General features: G+C 60.0%; 18 protein-coding genes. 7 read left to right on the top strand and 11 right to left on the bottom strand.

Annotated elements, in window-relative coordinates; translation table 11 throughout:
- Positions 1 to 12: 12 nt before the first annotated feature.
- Positions 13 to 321, bottom strand: a complete 309-nt coding sequence (locus tag PverR02_RS24500) for a PepSY domain-containing protein (protein ID WP_046382309.1) — start codon at positions 319 to 321, stop codon at positions 13 to 15.
- A gap of 87 nt (positions 322 to 408) precedes the next feature.
- Positions 409 to 1,536: a glycerophosphodiester phosphodiesterase family protein gene (locus tag PverR02_RS24495; RefSeq protein ID WP_017847227.1), complete on the bottom strand. Its 1,128-nt coding sequence runs from the start codon at positions 1,534 to 1,536 to the stop codon at positions 409 to 411.
- A gap of 233 nt (positions 1,537 to 1,769) precedes the next feature.
- Here PverR02_RS24495 and PverR02_RS24490 point away from each other — a divergent pair, with 233 nt between their 5' ends.
- Entirely contained in the window at positions 1,770 to 2,093 is a 324-nt protein-coding gene (locus PverR02_RS24490) for a DUF2025 family protein (protein ID WP_017847228.1), read from the top strand.
- 58 nt (positions 2,094 to 2,151) lie between these two features.
- Here PverR02_RS24490 and PverR02_RS24485 read toward each other — a convergent pair whose 3' ends face one another.
- Together PverR02_RS24485 and PverR02_RS24480 are read right to left on the bottom strand one after the other, a co-directional pair.
- Complete coding sequence (locus tag PverR02_RS24485; RefSeq protein WP_046382310.1) at positions 2,152 to 2,472, bottom strand: antibiotic biosynthesis monooxygenase family protein; 321 nt, start codon at positions 2,470 to 2,472, stop codon at positions 2,152 to 2,154.
- A complete protein-coding gene (locus PverR02_RS24480; protein WP_079444559.1) occupies positions 2,469 to 3,176 on the bottom strand; it encodes a CTP synthase C-terminal region-related (seleno)protein in 708 nt (235 codons plus the stop codon). Before PverR02_RS24480 ends, PverR02_RS24485 begins: the two co-directional genes overlap by 4 nt.
- Before the next feature lie 80 nt (positions 3,177 to 3,256).
- On the opposite strand from PverR02_RS24480, the gene PverR02_RS24475 reads away from it, so the two are divergent.
- On the top strand, positions 3,257 to 4,138 hold the full coding sequence (locus PverR02_RS24475; protein ID WP_079444558.1) for a LysR family transcriptional regulator: 882 nt from the start codon (positions 3,257 to 3,259) through the stop codon (positions 4,136 to 4,138).
- A gap of 20 nt (positions 4,139 to 4,158) precedes the next feature.
- On the opposite strand, the gene PverR02_RS24470 is transcribed toward PverR02_RS24475, so the two are convergent.
- From PverR02_RS24470 to PverR02_RS24460, 3 genes are all read right to left on the bottom strand, one after another.
- Positions 4,159 to 4,683, bottom strand: a complete 525-nt coding sequence (locus PverR02_RS24470; RefSeq protein ID WP_079444557.1) for a DUF1003 domain-containing protein — start codon at positions 4,681 to 4,683, stop codon at positions 4,159 to 4,161.
- A gap of 117 nt (positions 4,684 to 4,800) precedes the next feature.
- Positions 4,801 to 5,859, bottom strand: a complete 1,059-nt coding sequence (locus PverR02_RS24465) for a diguanylate cyclase (RefSeq protein ID WP_046382314.1) — start codon at positions 5,857 to 5,859, stop codon at positions 4,801 to 4,803.
- Between the two features lie 191 nt (positions 5,860 to 6,050).
- Positions 6,051 to 6,677, bottom strand: coding sequence for a TetR/AcrR family transcriptional regulator (locus tag PverR02_RS24460; RefSeq protein ID WP_046382315.1), 627 nt, complete (start codon positions 6,675 to 6,677; stop codon positions 6,051 to 6,053).
- Positions 6,678 to 6,801: 124 nt separating this feature from the next.
- Here PverR02_RS24460 and PverR02_RS24455 point away from each other — a divergent pair, with 124 nt between their 5' ends.
- The 3 genes from PverR02_RS24455 (at position 6,802) to PverR02_RS24445 (ending at position 10,358) form a co-directional block, all read left to right on the top strand.
- On the top strand, positions 6,802 to 7,860 hold the full coding sequence (locus tag PverR02_RS24455; RefSeq protein WP_079444556.1) for an MBL fold metallo-hydrolase: 1,059 nt from the start codon (positions 6,802 to 6,804) through the stop codon (positions 7,858 to 7,860).
- 198 nt (positions 7,861 to 8,058) lie between these two features.
- Positions 8,059 to 8,712 carry a hypothetical protein gene (locus PverR02_RS24450; RefSeq protein WP_079444555.1) on the top strand — a complete coding sequence of 218 codons (654 nt, stop codon included), beginning with the start codon at positions 8,059 to 8,061 and terminating at the stop codon, positions 8,710 to 8,712.
- Between the two features lie 140 nt (positions 8,713 to 8,852).
- Positions 8,853 to 10,358 (top strand): amidase family protein, encoded by a 1,506-nt coding sequence (locus tag PverR02_RS24445; protein WP_079444554.1) that lies wholly within the window; start codon positions 8,853 to 8,855, stop codon positions 10,356 to 10,358.
- Between the two features lie 58 nt (positions 10,359 to 10,416).
- Here PverR02_RS24445 and PverR02_RS24440 read toward each other — a convergent pair whose 3' ends face one another.
- The 4 genes from PverR02_RS24440 to PverR02_RS24420 all read right to left on the bottom strand — a co-directional run bounded on the left by PverR02_RS24440 (position 10,417) and on the right by PverR02_RS24420 (position 13,954).
- Positions 10,417 to 10,791, bottom strand: a complete 375-nt coding sequence (locus PverR02_RS24440; protein WP_057004494.1) for a helix-turn-helix domain-containing protein — start codon at positions 10,789 to 10,791, stop codon at positions 10,417 to 10,419.
- A 157-nt stretch (positions 10,792 to 10,948) separates the two neighbouring features.
- Positions 10,949 to 11,902 carry a hypothetical protein gene (locus PverR02_RS24435; protein ID WP_079444553.1) on the bottom strand — a complete coding sequence of 318 codons (954 nt, stop codon included), beginning with the start codon at positions 11,900 to 11,902 and terminating at the stop codon, positions 10,949 to 10,951.
- A gap of 116 nt (positions 11,903 to 12,018) precedes the next feature.
- Positions 12,019 to 12,663, bottom strand: coding sequence for an HAD-IB family hydrolase (locus PverR02_RS24430; RefSeq protein WP_046489845.1), 645 nt, complete (start codon positions 12,661 to 12,663; stop codon positions 12,019 to 12,021).
- Positions 12,664 to 13,027: 364 nt separating this feature from the next.
- On the bottom strand, positions 13,028 to 13,954 hold the full coding sequence (locus PverR02_RS24420; RefSeq protein WP_046382319.1) for a LysR family transcriptional regulator: 927 nt from the start codon (positions 13,952 to 13,954) through the stop codon (positions 13,028 to 13,030).
- 305 nt (positions 13,955 to 14,259) lie between these two features.
- On the opposite strand from PverR02_RS24420, the gene PverR02_RS24415 reads away from it, so the two are divergent.
- Together PverR02_RS24415 and PverR02_RS24410 are read left to right on the top strand one after the other, a co-directional pair.
- Entirely contained in the window at positions 14,260 to 15,696 is a 1,437-nt protein-coding gene (locus tag PverR02_RS24415) for an NAD-dependent succinate-semialdehyde dehydrogenase (protein ID WP_079444552.1), read from the top strand.
- A 12-nt stretch (positions 15,697 to 15,708) separates the two neighbouring features.
- Positions 15,709 to 16,041: a carboxymuconolactone decarboxylase family protein gene (locus tag PverR02_RS24410; RefSeq protein ID WP_017847243.1), complete on the top strand. Its 333-nt coding sequence runs from the start codon at positions 15,709 to 15,711 to the stop codon at positions 16,039 to 16,041.
- Positions 16,042 to 16,068: the final 27 nt, after the last annotated feature.

Below are 16,068 nucleotides of genomic sequence, written 5' to 3'. Positions count from 1 at the left end.
TCAGGGTTTGACTCAGGTGTCTTGCTTGTCTTCGAGCACGTTGCCGGTCTTGGCGTCGAGTTTCACTTCAAAGCGCTTGCCGGCGGTGTCGGTCAGTTCAACTTCGTAGACCAGGACGCCGCTGTTGTTGTGGTCCAGCTCGGTGTCGGTAATCTGGGCGCCGGCATGTTTGGCCACGGCGGCGGCGTTGAGCTTGTCGAAAGGCATCACGGCACCGGATTTGAGCAGACCTTCGATATGATCCGGGCGGACATCGGCCTGGGCCAGGCCGGCGGCCAGGGTCAGGGCGGTCGCGGCAAACAGAGCAGTCAAGGTTTTCATGGTGTGTATCCTTTTTCGGTGAGCTGTTTAAGTGGCGCCAGATTAACCGGCGCAACTTAATTCATCCTTAATGGCACACTGACTCGCTCAGTATTTGTGGTCGTTCAGCAGGTCCTGCACGCTGGACGACGGCCAGCGCTTGTAGAACTTCAGCAGTTCGGCGGCGCGGTTGGTGAAGATACCGTCGACGCCGGCGTTCATCACTTTCTCGAAGTCCACAGGTTCATCCACGGTGTAGACGTGTACCAGCAGGCCCTTGTCGTGGGTCAGCTTGTTCATTCCAGGCTTCACCAGGTCGGTGTAGCTCTGGTCGCCAAGGGCGGTCAGCTCCGCCGACGGGCCCGTGCCGATGGCGCCGAGGCTCTTGGCTTCGTCGACCCACTTTTCGAACTCGGCGGCGTCCTTGGGCTCTTGCTTGGCGTAGTAAGCGGCCTTGGTCGCTTCGCCGGATTCGGCGAAGGTTTGCTTGGATTTCGGCTCGATGCTGCCTTCACCCACCCACAGCAGCAGGATTTTCGGGGTGTTGGGCATTTCTTTCTGCAGCTCTTTCAGGCTGGCCGTTTCGAAGGTCTGCAGCACCACGCGCCCCTTGCCCTGGCCGACACCGGTGTTGCTCTTGCCCAGCTTGGAGCCGGCGGAGCTCAACCAGCCTTTGTCCAGCAGCTTGTTTTTCAGGTCGGCTTCGATGCCCGGGAATTGCTTGGGTTCTTTGGTTTCGATGTACAGGCCCGGTTTGTGCTGCGGGTTGCCTTCGGCGATCTTGATGATGTCGTCCAGGCTGAGGATTTTCAGGCCGACGAAGCCCGGGCGGGCGCGGTCCGGGTAGGCGGCGTTGAACCAACTGCCGGCGTCGAGGGTTTGCAGTTCTTTCCAGGTGAACTCGTTGGCCGGGGCGTCTTTGCGCTCGGGGAACTTGGTGGCCACGTCGGTGGTGCGTTGCAGGTTGTTGTCGTGCAGGGCGAACAGCACGCCGTCCTTGCTGCGCTGCAGGTCCAACTCCAGGTAGTCGGCGCCCAGGTCGCGCGCGACCTTGTAGGCTGCGGCAGTGGACTCGGGGGCGTCGTAGGACGCACCGCGGTGGGCGATCACCGCAGGGTAGGGAATGCCTTCGTTAGTTGCCAATTCAGCCGGGCTGATCGGGTCGGCAGCCTGCGCCTGGCCAAGGCCAAGCATCAGGGCGAGCAGCAAGGCACTCTTGGTGAACGTGACAGGCATATATGGAGTCCTTTCGTGGAGGGAGCTTTGAGAAGGCTTCCTTTTTAACAATTGATAACGAAAGGCGCTATCACCAAACCGACATTAACGTGTGTGCGCGCCAATTTTCTGGGTTTTTTTTGCGTGGCTTTGCAGTACTCTTGCCGCGAACCGCCCCGTAAGAGGGCAGTACTTTCCGCCACGCGTGTAAACCATCTTTCCAGTCCATGTGGGACTTTTCAGTGAGGTTTACCATGCGAATCACCTCCGAGCTTATCTGCCAGGCCGCCGACCAGCTTCACGGTTTTGTCGGCCTCAACCGCAAGACCGGCCAGTACATCGTGCGGTTCAGCGAAGACTCCTTCGGTATGGATGTCGCCGATGACGGCATCATCCCCACTGCCGAATTTGTCTGGCTGCCGGCCCCCGAGCACGTCATGACGTTGTCCCGTGAACGTCTGCAGTTGCTGCTCGATCAGAACATCGACGACCGCATCAACATCACCGAGCCGCTGCGCGTGTACATGCGGCGGGTGGAGATCCCGCAGATCAGTGCGTTGCGCAGTCTCGTCAGCTAGCCTGAGCGGCGTTTTGGCATCGATGAAGATCAACGGCGGGAGGGCTTCTGGCTGCCGTTCAGTTCTGGAATGTGTAGGCCCGCTCCACCTTGCATACGCGGGTGTGAAACGCCGAGTACCAAGTGGAACGCCCCTGCTCGCGCACCGCCCGATGCTCGGTCTGTTGTTTCCAGGCGAGGATGTCGGCTTCGCTGCGCCAGTACGATACGGTGATCCCCAGGCCATCCTCCCGCGCCGACTCAACCCCGAGAAAGCCCGGCTGCTCGCGCGCCAGTTCCAGCATGCGCGTGGCGGCCTCAGCGTAACCGTGGTCACCGGCGGTGCGCAGTGAGCTAAAAATCACTGCGTAGTAAGGCGGAGCGGGGGTGTGGGCAATCATACCGAGGTCTCCTGGCAGGCTTTGAGCAGAGCGATCGCCAGCGGCGGCGTGATGCCCTTGAGGGCGGCGCGTTCGGGCTGGAACAGCGTGGCGACAAAAAACGGATGGTCCAGCAACTCCACCGCGCGCAGGTCGCCGGCCGAGTCGTGGCCGCAGGGGATCAGAGCACCGTCCAGCAGCGCGCTGGCGAAGTCGGGGTTGATGCCGTAGCGGCAGCGATAACCTTCGTGGATATCGCGTGTGCCGTAGGCGTCGGCGATGCGCGTGTAGGCGGCCAGGCGCACGGTGTCGGTGGCTTCCACCAGAGAACAGCTCAGTGGCGCGATCACCGCACGTGGGGCGTTGGGGGCCAGTTCGCCATGTTCGGCATCGGCCCAGCCCAACGCATTGCGGGCATATTCCAACACCGCGTGTTGAAAACCGCCGCAGGTGCCGAGGAAAGGGCGCCGCTGCTCGCGGGCAAAACGGATCGCACGCAGTGCGCCGTCGATGTCGCGGTACGGGCTGGCGGGCACGCACCAAAAGCCATCGAAACCCTGCAGCGCGGAGGTGGTGTTGAGGGTGTCGGTCTCCAGCCATTGCGTGCGAACCGTCAGGCCCAAGGCGTCGGCGGCCTGTTGCAGCGCCACGGGAATGGCCTGGTGCGCAATGACATCGGGGTTGTAATCGCCGATCAGGGCGAGGTGCAGCGTGCTGGCGTTCATCTTAGGCATCCCCTGGCTTGTTGTGTCCTGGCGCGCACTATAGATTGGCGTTCACGCAATCAATATTGGCGTTTGCCCACATGTTCAATGCACTCACGCACTATCGAATCGATTACCCCGACCTGTCGCTGATCCTCGCCCTGGTGCGCGGTGGCACCCTGGCGCGGGCGGCCGCGTTGTTGCGGGTGGATGTGTCGACGGTGTTCCGCGCCGTGCGGCGCCTGGAGGCCGCGCTGGGCCAGACGTTGTTTGAAAAAAGCCGCGCCGGTTACCTGCCCACCGGCCTGGCCAGTCATCTGGCGCAACAGGCCGAACGCGCCGAACAAGCCCTGGAAGCGGCGCGGGTCGGCGTCGAGCAAGGCGGTGAAGTGATCAGCGGCACCGTGCGCCTGACCTGCACCGACTCGGTACTGCAAGGCTTGTTGTTGCCGGCGCTGGCGCAGTTCATGCCGGATTACCCGGCACTGACCCTGGAGCTGAGCACCTCCAATGACTTCGCCAACCTCAGCCGCCGCGATGCCGACATCGCCTTGCGCCTGACCCGGACACCGCCGCAGCATCTGGTCGGACGTTGCCTCGGCACCGTGAGGTATCAGGTGTGCGCGAGCACAGATTTTGCGCGTCAACACGCAGGACGCGAGCTGGCAGAGCTGGCCTGGATCGCACCGGATGATTTCCTGCCCGATCATCCCACCGTCGTCTGGCGCCGCGCGCAGCTGCCGGGTGTGCGTCCCGGCTATCGCTGCAACAGCATGTTGTCGGTCACCGAACTGGTGCGGGCAGGGCTGGGCGTGGCGGCGCTGCCGGATTTCCTGTTGGATGAACACCTGCAACCGCTGGGCCCCGCGTTGGCGGGGCATGACACGGCGCTATGGCTGCTGACGCGCCCCGATTGCCGGGCATTGCGCTCGGTGGTGACGCTGTTTGATCAACTGGGGCGGCATGTCCGACTGAGCCCCTGAGACCGGCGGGCATGGGGTGCTTAAGGTTTTCGCACAAACTGCGCGTGCATTTCACACGTCAGGGTCTCGATGCGCTCGGTCAGTTGCTTGGTCATTTCCGTCAGCCGAGTGTTCTGCTCCAGCAGTTCCAGCAGCTGTTTGCTGGTGTTCTGCGCCTCGGCCTGGCGCTCGGCATTGGCGACGGCCAGCGCTTCACGGTGCTGCGCGTCGGCGTCGGACTGGGCTTTGTCGCGCGCGGCCTGGCGTGTCTGGGCCAGCAGAATCAGCGGCGCCGCGTAGGCCGCTTGCAGGCTGAAGGCCAGGTTGAGCAGGATGAACGGGTAGACGTCGAAGTGCGTGATGCCGCTGACGTTGAGCGCAATCCACACGGCCACGATCAAGGTTTGCGCACCGAGGAACATCGGCGTGCCGAAGAAGCGTGCGAAAGCCTCGGCCTTGAGGGCGAAGGTGTCGTTGCCAAAGGTCGGCGCCAGGTGCGCGTGGCGTCGATGGAAACGTAGATGATCGACGGGGACGGCTTTGGGTTTGTCGGGGGTTGGGCTCATGGCAAACTCGGGTCATCAATGTTTAAGACAGGCGGCCACTATAGCCTTGGCGACCTGTCTTACACATGAATAACCCGAGGACGACCTGGGGTGCCTACGAGATGCCGTATGACCGCCTCAGGCGGAATGGGCGACCGCGTAGTTACTCGCATTGACCCGGTTGCGCCCGGTGTCCTTGGCGGCGTACAGCGCGCGATCCGCCGCGTTCAGCCAGGTGGCGGCATCGGTGAAGATCCGTTGGAAATCGGCGAGGCCGATGCTCAGGCTCACGCGCAACTCGGGGATCTGCGGGTTGCGATAATTACTGAAGTTTTCGCGGATACGCTCCATCACCCGTGCGGCTTCTTCCAAGGGCATTTGCGGAAGAATCACACAGAACTCATCGCCCCCGTAGCGTCCAGCCAGATCGTTTTCGCGCAGGTTGCGCCGTATCTCCAGGCTCAGTTGGCGCAGTACGGCATCGCCGACGATATGGCCGTGAGTGTCATTGATTTGTTTGAAGTGATCGATATCGATCAGCGCGATGGTGGCGTGGCTTTGCTGTTGCCGGCACTTGTGGAACTTGAGGTGCAGCAGATCTTTCCAGGAACCGTGGTTGAGCAGGCCGGTGAGGCTGTCGGTGCGGCTCAGGGCGCTGAGGGCACGTTTGTGTTCCGACAGTTTGATCGCCAACTCGTAGCAGACCATGCCGATGGCCATGGGGTACAACGTCAACATCGGCAGGCAGGTGTAGACCTGCAGCAGGCTGACGTCGGGGTTGAACCGCACGCCGAACAGCGCCCATGCCACCCCGATCCCCACCCCTTGCGCGAGCAAACCGCGCAGGAACAGGCGCTTGCCGCCGGCGGCGAAGTTGTTCATGGTCATCATCGAGAGGATGGTCACGGCCGTCAGCGGCGTGAACTGGGCAGCGGCGGCCCAGAAACCACCGCACAACGAGTCATACAAAATGTTGCGCTGTTCGGCGTGGTAGGGGAAGGGTGAGCGGATTGACAGTTGGTACGCCACATGTGCCCACGCCAACCCATTGAACAGCAGGAACGCCCACACCCAGCCCGGCATCGCGAGCGGGTACAAGCCGCCGATGACACTGATGCAGCCGATACCCAGGCCGATGATCCTTGGCTTGTAAATACGCCTGGCAAATGAAAGCCCTTTGCCTCGTCTGTTTTCCATAGATTCCCAGGTCAGCTCTTTTTCACAGATTCAGCCGCGCGCGTGTGCAGGGATAACCGTTGATCGGATAATGTGTGTGAATATTGTCGATTATTCATGTAGGAATAATCAGTGTCCTTCCAGGCCATTCGCGCAAAACAGAGGGCAAATAGGCCAAAAACGACCAGGTATGTCGCGTCTGCAACGGTCGTTTACTGCGGGCGGCGAGTATCGGCGTCGTAGCAGGACAGAAACATATCGATTGCCGACTCGATCACGCGGGCTTGGTCGGCGGCGTCGAGGGTGGGTTGGCCGAGGGTGATCTGCGGCCAGAAGGCGAATGCCTTGAGCAGGCTTTGAATCTGGTGCGCGGCGAAGGCCGGGTCGGCACACGTGAGCCGGCCGTCTTCCTGGGCGGCGCGCACCCATTGAGTGAAACCTTCTTCGCGCATGCTCAAGCGGTTGACCATGTCCTGGGCGCGTTCCGGCGAGTGAATGGTGGCGGCGATGGCGACCCGGGCCAGGTCGAGGAAGTTAACGTCCGACATCATCTTCATCTTCGCTTCCAGCAACCCGCGCAGTTGTTCACGCAACGGGCGGTCGCCGGCGTAGCTCACGTCGAGTTGCGCGACGCTGCTGGCCCAGAGTTGGTTGAGAATTTCGGCGAACAACTCTTCTTTGCTGGGGAAGTGGTTGTACACCGTGCGCTTGGAAACGCCGGCGGTGGCGGCGATCCTGTCCATGCTGGTGACCTCGAACCCATTGACCCGAAACTCTGCGATGGCGGCGGCCAGGATGGCTTCGCGTTTGCGTTGGGTGAGGCGTTGAGGCGCAGTCATGAACAGTGATCGACTCTAAAAGGAAAATTACACTCGGTAGTTTACTTGCTCCGGGTTTTGTTGCAATCTTGAAACTACACTGTGCAGTGTAATTCCATGAGCGGTCCGTAGGAGTCACCTTGTAATGGCCACGATTTCAACCCGTCTCGATCCCTCGCCTGTGGTACGCAAAGCTGCCGAACAGGAGCAAGGCACCTTCAGTAACCATGCTCCCGTACAGCGCGCCGGCTTCGGCAGAACCTTGCGCATTTTCTGGAAGATGCTGTTTCACAAGCCGCGCAGTACGCGGCCGGTGGGGGAGATTCCGGTACATTCGCTGACCCGCGAACAGCTGTCGGCCGCCCCCGACCACAGTGTGTTCCGCCTGGGACATTCCACCGTGCTGCTGAAAATGCGCGGCAAATTCTGGCTGACCGACCCGGTATTCGCCGAGCGCGCTTCGCCGTTCAGTTGGGCCGGCCCCAAGCGATTCCATGCCCCGCCGATCAGTCTCGAAGACCTGCCGCCGTTGGAAGCGGTGATTCTTTCCCACAACCATTACGACCATCTCGACCGCAAGGCCGTCATCCAACTGGCCGACAAGACCCGCTACTTCCTTGCGCCGCTGGGCGTCGGCGACATCCTGGTGAAGTGGGGTGTGGACGCCGGCCAAGTGCGGCAGTTGGATTGGTGGCAGGGCAGCGAAGTCGATGGCATTCATTTTGTCGCCACTCCCGCGCAGCATTTTTCCGGGCGTGGTTTGTTTGATAGCAACCAGACGCTGTGGTGTTCCTGGGTGATGATCGATGGCGCGCGTCGCGTATTTTTCAGCGGCGACACCGGTTATTTCGACGGCTTCAAACGCATCGGCGAACAGTACGGGCCGTTTGATCTGACGCTGATGGAAACCGGTGCTTACAACGTCGACTGGCCCCATGTACACATGCAACCGGAGCAAACCCTGCAGGCGCACATCGACCTCAAAGGTCGCTGGCTGCTGCCGATTCACAATGGCACCTTCGACCTGGCCTTCCATGCCTGGCACGAGCCTTTCGACCGTATCATGGCGTTGGCGTGGGAGCGTAACGTGTCGATTACCACACCGGCCATGGGGCAGGCGTTCAGTTTGAGCCAGCCCGCGCGAGGTGTCGCGTGGTGGTTGGAGGTGGAGGTTCAGAGCGGTAAGGAAGCGCTTGTGAACTGACGGTTGGGAAAAACGGAAAAAAAGGAATTTTCAAGGTGTTGCAGGCCTACGACAAACGCCAGATGAGAGTGCGATGATCTCGGGAAGGTCAATTTCCGGGAGTCGGCTCTGATGGACAATAAATGTGGGAAGTCTTTGCTATCGCCTATGTCTTGTCGGCGGGAAGCGTTTTTACCCCCCTCTGCGGAACCGGTTTGTTTGGCGCAGGCGCCCTCCAACGCTCACATCGAAACGGGGACCACGACGGCACTGGGTATCGGCTACGTCCCCGATGCACATCTTGGTGCCGGCGTTGTAATCCCTGGCTATAACGTGCCGGCCCTGCCTCTGAAACCTGTGCGCGACCCCGCGCTGTCATTGATCGCCTTGAGTGGTGTCGAGCCCACTGAATCGGGCAAGGTGGAAGCTGCCTTGGTGCAGCACTCCAGCAATTGCGCCGTCCCCTACACGTTGGCGGGCACTCGCGTGGGGTTCGCCGACCGCCTTGTGCGTGGCAATGATCAGGAGCCGATTGAACACAGCGCATCCTTCCTGGAAGCGTTGGGCTTCCTGCGTCAGGCCGGTGCCCAACTGGTGGCGGTGCCGGCAGAGCGGGCTGATGACGGCCTGCGCTTCACCCTGCATTCGCGCAATGAAATCGATGAGCGTGTGAGTGAGCATCGGCTGGATGCGCTGGTGTCCGAGAGCCATAGCGCTGCATTCCATGCCGCGTGCTGGAGTGGCTACCCGAGCCTTGGTGAGCCGCTGGGGGACGGGGCGACGCTGTGGTTCTATGGCGCACAGTGGTCGAAAGACTCGCTGAAGGTGCTGGTGCAGGGCTATCGCAACGCCCGTGGCCTGACTAATAGGTAGGCAAAGCTACCAACTGCGCTGAACAATCCCACGGTTTGAACAACCTGCGTCGCGCAGCCTGGAAGGAGGGGGGTTTTTAGACTGGTGTACGGATCAATGTGGGTCCTTCATCACTTCTTACGCCTTCCGGGAGGTGCTTCATGTTGGGTATTGGTTATGGCATGGGTGTGTTTGTTCACCAGGTGCAGCGAGTGCTGCCTGCGCAGTCTTCATCGGGGGCTTCAGCGCCGGTTCCCCCGGGAACGGAATACGCCAGTGTGCGTGAGCTCGGCGAGCAAATGGCCCGGCCGGGTGGGCTCACTTCGGCGAATCTGGTCAGTTACCTGCAGGAGCGCATTCATAAGCTGGACCCCAAATTGAGTTCGATCATTGAACTGAACCCCGAGGCCTTGCAGATCGCCCGCGAGCTCGATCTGGAGCGCGCCAATGGCAAGGTGCGTGGCCCGCTGCATGGCATTCCCGTGTTACTCAAGGACACTATCGAGACGGGAGATACCCAGCAAACCAGCGCTGGCGCCTTTGGCTTGGTGGGCAGTGCGGCGCCCAAGGATGCCTTCATCGTCGAGCGCTTGCGCGAGCAGGGGGCCGTGATCCTGGGTAAAACCAACTTGACTGAACTGGCGGGCTTTCGCGGTGGCCCCGATGGTTCGAGTGGGCGGGGCGGGCAGACGCGTAACCCGCATCAAGCGGGCGCAGAGGTGGGTGGTTCGAGTTCGGGGTCGGCTGCCGCGGTCGCCGCAGGCTTCGCCCCCTTGGCGGTGGGCACCGAGACCAATGGTTCGATCATCGTGCCGGCGGCGTTCAACGGGGTGGTCGGTTTCAAGCCCGGCGTGGGTTTGTTGAGCCGCAGCGGCATCATTCCAGCCAGCCATCGGCAGGACACGCCGGGCCCGATGACGCGTTCGGTGTTTGATGCTGCGTTGATGCTTAACGCGATGTCGGGCAGGGACCCTCATGATGCCGCCAGTGTGGATGCGCCCCAAGGGATTGATTACACCGCGTTGCTCAAGCCCGGTGCGTTGCAGGACAAACGTATCGGCTATCCCGTGACCTTTTCCGCGAATGGCGAAAGCTTACCGGTGGACAATAGTCCGCAATTTCGCAAGACGCTTGAAGTGCTTCGCGCGCAAGGCGCGGTTCTGGTGCCGGTCGATATGCGCTTGGCCGACGCATCACGCTATGGCGAACTCTTGTACGCCGATGTGAAGGATGAGTTGAACGACTACCTGGCCAAGCGCGAGGGGTTGCCGGTCAAGTCGGTGTCCGAGTTGATCGCGTTCAATGAAAAGCGCGATGGCACCGACACCGATCACCAACCGACACTCAAGGAGATCAACGCGTCCACCCTCACAGCCGATGAGCGCCAACCGTTATGGGACGCAATGATCGAGGATTTTCGTGGCACGGTGGATGAACTGATCGCGCGGGAAAACCTCGACGCCATGGTGTCGGACTTTGATACGAACAGCTACTTCGCGGTTGCGGTGGCCGGTTACCCAGGGATCAGCGTGCCATCCGGGAAGAATGAGGACGGCGTGCCGACCAGTGCGTACTTCTTTGGTGCCCGTGGGTCTGAACCCACACTGCTTGCTGTGGGCCATGGCTATGAGCAGGCGGCACAGAAGGTCGCCAAGCCCCGCCTCTAAGCCGTCAGGCAATGTTCACACCCTGGCGTGGCCAACGTTGGGGTTCGCACTCAGCGCCTTACTGCGCCTGCGGGGTTGGTGAATCAATTGACGTCGCTGTTGAACCCATCAATCGAGACAGGATGTTTTGTGCAGCGGGTTCCGTTGCGGCGGCTCCCAACTTGCGCGCACGCATCCCCCAGCCAGGCGCAAACCCTGGGAAAAACGCCAACCCCTCGGCTTCCAGGCGAAACGCCAGGGTCAGGCGCACGTCGTCCTCCACGGTGCCCTGGGTTTCAAACCGTTGAATCGCATCCACCGTCACACCGGCCTGGCGCGACAGCTCTTCGCGGCTCCAGCCGAGCATGACGCGGGCCTGCACGCTGTGCTTGGCGGTGAATTGATGCAGGACGATCTGCTGTTCTACGAAAGAGCTCATTGCCAGAGAGGACATGGGGTGTCTCCAGGGTTCGACGGGGAGGACAAACTATACTGTGTTTTTGTACAGTTGTTTTGACCGCTCATCAACTGGAATGTTCTCCGGCGCCGACACCGTTCTATTTTGAGGCTTGCACGAGGGTATTCGTGTGCGAGGTCGGGCACGGTCTCGGCTAACCCGCCTCAGCCGCCGGCACTTCGCGAATAATCAAATGATCCAGATTCTCGATATCGGCGCTGAACACCCCAAACGTCTGCTCGGGGTTTTTCTTGCTGGGCACCTGTCTAAGTGCCGGCGTCACCCCGTAAAAGAAGCAATATAACGGCCGTGCGCTGCTGGCCGCGGCCTTGATCTGCTCGAGGAATGCTGTGCGCTTGCGGTAATTCTCGATGAGTTTCTTGCTCAGGTAGACGTTGACCGAATAGGGCTTCTTGTCGAGCCAAACCTTCTTTTCGAAGTCGATGCGAAAGCTGTTGGTGTAGTCCTTGATCGCTTTGATCCGGCCCCAGTAGATCAGGCCCTGATTGTCCTGCAGGTACTCGATCTTCTTGAAAAACGTCCAGTACGTCGCGGTATGGTCGCCGATCTTCAAGGGCATCGCCTTGAGCTTGTCCTTGTCGTCGAGGTTCGACACATAACATTCCACCGGGTGTGCGAACACGCTGGTTTTATCCGGGGTGGTGTCGTTGGCGCCGACAGACGCGCTGGTGCGGGTTGAAGGCGGCTTCGCCGGGGCTTGTGGGACTTGCCCGTCAGTGCCGGCCTGCGGGGTTTTACGCGGGTAGGTGCGCCGGGTCAGGACGAATTCCGATGGGAAGTGTTCCTCGCGCTCGTCCTCACTTTCGCCCGTGGCAGGCTTGTGGCTGCTGGCGTAACGGCAACCCTCGATGTGCCGGGTGCCTGGGGTGTTCTTGAAATGCGGGGTGCGTCGGTAGTTGACGTTTTTTGCGTTGAATGTGCTCAACACATTGCCTGCGTCAAAGGCCGCGCGACATGTGTCGTTGGGGCAGAGGAAACGGTCCGTGTCGGAGTCGTAGGCGTCGGTTTCGTCGAAATTCAACTCTCGCACGTCGTAGATCGACAGCTTGTCGTCGAGACTCAGGCTGTAGGCCGTGTCGAATTTCATGGGCTCGGGTCCGTGAGAGGTTTGGCTATTGATAGCCGGATATTACGCAGATGTCGCTAGGAAACCGCAACCTCGCGTATCCCAGCGAGGCTGCGATGGCATCCCCACCGCCCCTATCAGCGCTGCAACCTGGCCTGCTGCTTCTTCCCATGAAAATGCCGAAAATGCGCGTCCTGCGCCGCCGCCAACAACTCCCGATCCCCACGCGTATCGCCCCAGGCCCTGAGCCGATACTCCCCCAGGTCGCCATACACCGCTTCAAGTCGCAGCACCTTGTTCTCGCACCGGCAGTTGTTCCCGGTGAGCTTGCCGGTCAACACGCCGTCGACGACCTCAAGTTCGGTCCCGATCAACTTGATCCCAAGCCGATCGGCAAACGGCTGCAACACCAACGCCGGCGACGCCGAACACAACGTCACCACCGCCCCCGAGCCCAGCTCCTGCTCCACCGACAACACCCCCGCCGGCCGCATCAACCGCGCCCAACTGCGCTGGCAGTACTCCTCGGCCTTCTGCTGCACCCACGCCTTCTCCACCCCGGTCATAAAGGTGCGGATCAACTGCGCCTTCAACTCGTCCCGGCTGATCTGCCGCACCAGAAACCGCAGCCCAGGCACCGCCAGCTTGATCATCCGGCCATAGAACTCGCCGGCGCCAAAGGCAAACTTGAGGAAGGGCACGAAACTGTCGTGATGGGTCAGGGTGCCGTCGAAGTCAAAGACGGAAAGTACTTTGGCATCCACGGGGCCGGCTTCGAGCATATCTGGGTTCACGGGGTGGCCTCGGTCCTGGCTAGTATTGATTGAGAATGCATCAGCTGCGACCGCAAGAGTTTACTCCTGTATCAATCGGCCGATTGTCGAGTAGAGCCCGGCGGTGAATTCATCCCGGTCATTCGAGCGGTGACAGCGCTGATAGCAATTGGCGGACAAGGCTACAGCATTGGTGATGCGATCCGAACCCTTCGTGATGGACTGCAAAAAATGGCAAAACAAACACTCCAAGTGGTATGACCGAACCTTAGCCCGCCTGATTGTCTTTAGCGTCTTCTGTTTCGAAATGCCTCGAAATGAGGAAGACACCCATCCTGATACAACCTCCCCGCAGGGCCTTAATTGGCGTCCTTCAAGCAATGAGCTCCTGAGCGGTCATCATCAGCTCAGTACCGACCCGATTTTTTAACGTATCGATGAATCGAGTAACTTTTGCATCGATGAACTGACGTGATGTGTAGACGGCGTAAACATTACGCTCGTAGGTATGGTACTCGGGCAAAACACGCACGAGCCTGCCTGAACGCAAGTCCTCAATGGCTGAAAAACCGGCCAGCAAACCTATGCCTGCTCCCTCTCGAATGGCGACTGCCATTGCGTCCATATCATTGACGCTGAAACTCGGACCCTTCGGGGTAAATAGCGCATCCCCGGTCTTGCTCTTTAATTGCCATTCATCCCGCACATAATCGACGGTGCCCAACAGCAAACACTGATGATCGCTGAGATCTTCTGGCGTTACAGGGGCAGCGTGTTGCTCCAGATATGCTGGAGACGCCACCAGCACACAATGGCTGATGCCGATCTTTTGGCTGACATACGCTGAATCTGGCAGCGTTCGGGCAATCAGAATCGAGACGTCCAGTTGGTCTTCCAGGAGGTTAGGCATTCGCTGAGAAAGCATTAAGTCCACGGTGACATCGGGGAATTCCCGGCGGTAATCCAGCACGGCTGAAGTAACCAACTGCCGTGCTAGCCCCGGCACACAATGCACACGCAACGTCCCCCTGGGTTTCAGCGCGGCGTTGCTTGCTTCGGCTTCTGCATTTTCAAGGTCTGCCAGAATTTTGGTACAGCGCTCATAAAAGCGCCGGCCAGCGTCTGTCACCGAAAGGCGGCGGGTCGAGCGCTGTAACAGGCGGGCGTCGAGCACGTTTTCAAGCGCGGAAACCGCACGCGAGACATTGCCGACCGTAGAGTCCAGATGATTAGCCACCGCAGTAAAACTGCCCATCTCAACAACTTTGACGTACACGGACATGTTCGTAAGCTTATCCATCCAACTCTACCTGTCGATCTGATTGCAAACGTTCTTCACTGCCGAAGTCCCCACCCCAAAAAACAATCGAGCCTGGAACGACAAGCCAGGCTGTCATTGCCGCATGACGTGGGCGGTATTTGCAGATGCTACACGCTCCTGGCGGTGCTCGATATTACCTCCAGGCACAACAATGATTCCCTTCTGGTCGGCTAAATCAAACGGTTCGTACTCCATAGACTTGGTTGCACAGGGCGCCTGAACACGGCAACCCAGGCGCTGAGTCTTGTACGAACTTGTTGATAAACCAACCGAAGGGCAACCTCATGAACACGTCTTACGACCCGCTTTATCTCTTTATCGGTGGTGAATGGATCAGTGCCGAAGGACGCGCGACCGCCGCTGTCGTCAACCCCGCAACTGCACGTGAGATCGGGCGTGTTCCACTCGCCACCGCAGGCGACCTCGATCACGCGCTCGAAGTGACTCAACAGAGCTTTGAACAATGGCGCCAGACCGTACCCGACAAGCGCGCAAAAATTCTCAAACGCGCTGCCGATCTCATCCTGGAACGGGCCCCACACATCGCCGAGCAAATGACGCTGGAAGAAGGCAAACCGCTTGCGGAAAGCCTGGATGAGGTCACGCGTGCAGCTGAATACTTCGAATGGTTTGCCGAAAGCGCGCGCCGTATCGATGGGCGTGTAGTCCCGGCCAATCGTCCCGGTGTGCTGCAAATGGTAAAACGCCAAGCCATCGGCCCGGTCGCTGCGTTCACGCCCTGGAATTTCCCGGCCATTACGCCCGCCCGCAAGCTCTCGGCAGCCTTGGCCGCAGGTTGCAGTGTCATCCTCAAACCAGGGGAAGAAAGCCCCTCCACCGCGCTGGCCCTGGCGCGTGCTCTCGACGATGCAGGATTGCCTAAAGGCGTGTTGCAAGTGGTCTTTGGTGTGCCGGACCAAGTTTCCAGCCACCTGATCGCTTCTACCATCATTCGCAAGGTGACCTTTACCGGTTCGGTTCCCATCGGTCGGCTGCTATCCGCTCGTGCTGCCGAGGGCGTCAAGCCCATCACCCTTGAACTGGGAGGACACGGGCCGGTGCTGGTATTCGATGACGCAGAAATCGAAAAAGCAGCCGTCGAAGGCGTTGCCAATCGGTTCCGCGGGACTGGCCAAGTCTGCATCTCGTCAACGCGCTTTCTGATTCAGCGTGGCGTCTATGAAACGTTTGTTGAGCACTTTGTGACGGCCACCCTCGCGTTGAATATTGGCGATGGCCTGACGCCCGGCACCCAGGTTGGGCCGCTCGCCAATCCACGGCAGTTGGCCAAGATGGAAGAGCTGGTGGCAGATGCGGTTGCCAAAGGCGCACGCGTGTTGGCCGGTGGTAAACGCCTGGAATGCAGCGGCTACTTTTTTGAGCCCACCGTGTTGGCGGATGTGCCTATGCATGCCCGAGTCATGCATGAAGAACCGTTCGGGCCTATCGCCGTGCTGATGCCATTCGATCACTTGGCTGATGGTTTGAAAGAGGCCAATCGTCTGCCTTACGGGCTTTCAGCCTACGCGTTCACGTCGAGTGCTCGAACGGCCATTGACGTCGCTGACGGGTTAGAGGCCGGGATGATCGGGATCAACCAATACCGCATCGTCGCCACAGAACTTCCCTTCGGCGGCATGAAAGAAAGCGGCCACGGTTCGGAAGGTGGCATTGAAGGCATCGAGCACTACCTCACCCACAAATTCATCAGCCAGGTTTAAGGAGACAGCATCATGTCCAATCTCAATTTCAGCAGTCCTCGTGAAGCGGCCCGGGCGTTTACCCCAAAGCTGTCGCAATTCGTTGATTCGACGCTGTATCCGCAGATCTGGAGCGATCCGGCATTGTCCCCACGCGACCGCAGCCTGATCACGGTGGCCGCATTGATTGCCGGTGGTCACTCTGAAGAGTTGCCCGCGCATCTGCGACGGGCGCTGAGCAACGGGGTGACCCATGACGAAATCGCCGCCGCGATCACTCACCTGGCGTTCTACGTAGGCTTTCCAGGCGCCATTACCGCCTCTGCTATCGCTAATGCCACGTTTACCGAACCGGAGAAAAACTGATCATGCATGCCGCGGCTATTCCCGAGG

This window comes from Pseudomonas veronii (assembly GCF_002028325.1).
In the GTDB taxonomy this organism is placed as follows: Bacteria; Pseudomonadota; Gammaproteobacteria; order Pseudomonadales; family Pseudomonadaceae; genus Aquipseudomonas; species Aquipseudomonas veronii.
This window is presented reverse-complemented; position numbering and strand designations above follow the sequence as displayed.